This is a genomic window from Paenibacillus sp. FSL M7-0134, assembly GCF_038007865.1.
In the GTDB taxonomy this organism is placed as follows: Bacteria; Bacillota; Bacilli; order Paenibacillales; family Paenibacillaceae; genus Paenibacillus; species Paenibacillus polymyxa_B.
In genome coordinates this window covers 1-3054 of sequence record NZ_JBBOXV010000005.1, presented here as the reverse complement: position 1 = coordinate 3054, position 3054 = coordinate 1, and the positions used below count along the sequence as shown (strand labels likewise).

Sequence of the window (3054 nt, the reverse complement as noted above, 5' to 3'; positions counted from 1 at the left end):
TTTAGGATAAGCCCTCGACCGATTAGTATTGGTCAGCTCCATGCATTACTGCACTTCCACCCCCAACCTATCTACCTCGTCGTCTTCAAGGGGTCTTACATACTGGGAAATCTCATCTTGAGGGGGGCTTCACGCTTAGATGCTTTCAGCGCTTATCCCTTCCGTACATAGCTACCCAGCGGTGCTCCTGGCGGAACAACTGGTACACCAGCGGTACGTCCATCCCGGTCCTCTCGTACTAAGGACAGCTCCTCTCAAATTTCCTACGCCCACGACAGATAGGGACCGAACTGTCTCACGACGTTCTGAACCCAGCTCGCGTACCGCTTTAATGGGCGAACAGCCCAACCCTTGGGACCTACTTCAGCCCCAGGATGCGATGAGCCGACATCGAGGTGCCAAACCTCCCCGTCGATGTGGACTCTTGGGGGAGATAAGCCTGTTATCCCCAGGGTAGCTTTTATCCGTTGAGCGATGGCCCTTCCATGCGGTACCACCGGATCACTAAGCCCGACTTTCGTCCCTGCTCGACTTGTAGGTCTCGCAGTCAAGCTCCCTTCTGCCTTTGCACTCTTCGAATGATTTCCAACCATTCTGAGGGAACCTTGGGGCGCCTCCGTTACTCTTTAGGAGGCGACCGCCCCAGTCAAACTGCCCACCTGACACTGTCCTCGCACCGGATCACGGTACCAAGTTAGAACCTAGATACGATCAGGGTGGTATCCCAAGGATGCCTCCCTTCAAGCTGGCGCTCAAAGTTCTACGGCTCCCACCTATCCTGTACAGATCGTACCCAAATTCAATATCAAGCTGCAGTAAAGCTCCATGGGGTCTTTCCGTCTTGTCGCGGGTAACCTGCATCTTCACAGGTATTAAAATTTCACCGGATCTCTCGTTGAGACAGCGCCCAAGTCGTTACGCCATTCGTGCGGGTCAGAATTTACCTGACAAGGAATTTCGCTACCTTAGGACCGTTATAGTTACGGCCGCCGTTTACTGGGGCTTCGGTTCATAGCTTCGCCCGAAGGCTTACCACTCCCCTTAACCTTCCAGCACCGGGCAGGCGTCAGCCCGTATACTTCGCCTTGCGGCTTCGCACAGACCTGTGTTTTTGCTAAACAGTCGCTTGGGCCTTTTCACTGCGGCCCCCTCGGGCTATTCACCCTACCGAGGCACCCCTTCTCCCGAAGTTACGGGGTCATTTTGCCGAGTTCCTTAACGAGAGTTCTTCCGCGCGCCTTAGAATTCTCTTCTCGCCTACCTGTGTCGGTTTGCGGTACGGGCACCTTCTCCTGGCTAGAGGCTTTTCTTGGCAGTCTGAGATCATGACCTTCGCTACTACAATTTTCGCTCCCCATCACAGCCCAGCCTTACGATGTGCGGATTTGCCTACACACCAGCCTCACTGCTTAGACGGACATCCATCAGTCCGCGTCACTACCCTACTGCGTCACCCCATTGCTCATAACGGATTACGGTGGTACAGGAATTTCGACCTGTTGTCCTTCGACTACGCCTATCGGCCTCGCCTTAGGTCCCGACTTACCCTGAGCGGACGAACCTTCCTCAGGAACCCTTAGGCTTTCGGCGGATCTGATTCTCACAGATCTTTTCGTTACTCATACCGGCATTCTCACTTGAATGCAGTCCAGCGCTCCTTACGGTACACCTTCAACCCGCATTCAACGCTCCCCTACCCCTGATGCATTGCATCAAGCCATAGCTTCGGTGGTGTGTTTAGCCCCGTTACATTTTCGGCGCAGAGTCACTCGACCAGTGAGCTATTACGCACTCTTTCAATGGTGGCTGCTTCTAAGCCAACATCCTGGTTGTCTGTGCAACTCCACATCCTTTCCCACTTAACACACACTTGGGGACCTTAGCTGATGGTCTGGGCTGTTTCCCTTTCGACAATGGATCTTAGCACTCACTGTCTGACTCCCGGAACTAAATCTATGGCATTCGGAGTTTGACTGAGCTTGGTAACCCTTGCGGGCCCCGCACCCAATCAGTGCTCTACCTCCACGATTCTTTTTTCCGAGGCTAGCCCTAAAGCTATTTCGGGGAGAACCAGCTATCTCCGGGTTCGATTGGAATTTCTCCGCTACCCCCACCTCATCCCCGCATTTTTCAACATGCGTGGGTTCGGGCCTCCAGTGCGTGTTACCGCACCTTCACCCTGGACAGGGGTAGATCACCCGGTTTCGGGTCTACGTCCACGTACTCAAGTCGCCCTATTCAGACTCGCTTTCGCTGCGGCTTCAGCTCTTCACCTTAACCTTGCACGGGAACGTAACTCGCCGGTTCATTCTACAAAAGGCACGCCATCACCCATAGATCGGGCTCTGACTTCTTGTAAGCACACGGTTTCAGGATCTATTTCACTCCCCTTCCGGGGTGCTTTTCACCTTTCCCTCACGGTACTGCTTCACTATCGGTCGCCAGGGAGTATTTAGCCTTGGCAGATGGTCCTGCCGGATTCATACGGGGTTTCACGTGCCCCGCACTACTCGGGATCCGTCTCGGAGAGAACAAGTTTTGAACTACAGGGCTTTTACCTTCTCTGGCGGGCCTTTCCAGACCTCTTCATCTAACCGGTTCCTTTGTAACTCCATGTGAGACGTCCCACAACCCCAAGGAGCAAGCTCCTTGGTTTGGGCTAATCCGCGTTCGCTCGCCGCTACTGACGGAATCACTATTGTTTTCTCTTCCTCAGGGTACTTAGATGTTTCAGTTCCCCTGGTCTGCCTCTATTCTGCCTATGTATTCAGCAGAAAGTGACTGTCGATGAAGACAGCCGGGTTTCCCCATTCGGACATCCCCGGATCAAAGCTTGCTTACAGCTCCCCGAGGCTTTATCGTTGTTCGCCACGTCCTTCGTCGGCTCCTGGCGCCTAGGCATCCTCCGTGTGCTCTTTGTAGCTTAACCTAGACTTTTCTTTCAAAGAAAGAAAATGTCGATGTTCGATAAAGAATGATTTTTGCCAAAGGCAAAAGATCTTTCCTTACCTGCTACCTTTATTTCACTTGTTTACACAAGATCAGCTTAAAGGA

General features: G+C 53.0%; 1 rRNA gene. It reads right to left on the bottom strand.

The features are described 5' to 3' along the window. Positions 1-2 precede the first annotated feature (2 nt). Positions 3-2929 (bottom strand): 23S ribosomal RNA (locus NSQ58_RS26695). Between the last annotated feature and the right edge of the window lie 125 nt (positions 2930-3054).